The 662-nt window shown below is 58.6% G+C and carries 1 protein-coding gene; it reads left to right on the top strand.

The window, feature by feature from the left end; genetic code table 11:
* Positions 1 to 662: M28 family peptidase (locus B2R17_RS21440; protein ID WP_286765586.1), on the top strand; the 662-nt coding region annotated here is incomplete at both ends.

Below are 662 nucleotides of genomic sequence, written 5' to 3'. Positions count from 1 at the left end.
CGCGAGTGCTACGACGCGATCGGTGACGAAGCGACGAATCTGATCGTCGAGCGATCCGGAAGCAAACGAGTCGATGAAATCGTGTTGCTCGGTGCTCACTTTGACACCGTCTTTTCAACTCCCGGCGCTGACGACAACGCGTCGGCGGTCGCCGTGATGTTGGAAGTCAGCCGTTTGCTTCGCGAGCACACCGGCAAACGAACCGCGCGTTACGTCGCGTTCGCCTGTGAAGAACCGCCGTACTTCAACGTCGATGCGATGGGCAGCCAACACCATGCTCAGCAATCACGCCAGCGAGGCGACAAGATCGTCGGTATGTTGTGTCTCGAAATGGTCGGCTACTACTCGTTGCACAAAGGCTCGCAAGCCATCCCGCCGGCGATCCCCAAATGGCTGCATCGGTTCTTTCCCAAACGCGGCAACTTCCTCGCCGCCGTCGGCAACATGCCGTCTTGGAAGCTCAACTGGCAATTCCGCCGAGGCTTCAAACGCGGCACCCGACGGATGCCGTTGTTCTCGATTTGCCTGCCCGAAAAAATCAACGAGATCCGGCTCAGCGACAACAGTTCGTTTTGGGACCAGGGATACCCGGCCTTGATGCTGACCGACACCAGCTACCTCCGCAATCCAAACTACCACCAAGCCACCGACACGCCCGAAAC

It is taken from the genome of Rhodopirellula sp. UBA1907 (assembly GCF_002337565.1).
Lineage (GTDB): Bacteria > Planctomycetota > Planctomycetia > Pirellulales > Pirellulaceae > Rhodopirellula > Rhodopirellula europaea.
The sequence above is the reverse complement of the archived record's forward strand: the minus strand, read 5'-3'. Positions and strand labels throughout refer to the sequence as shown.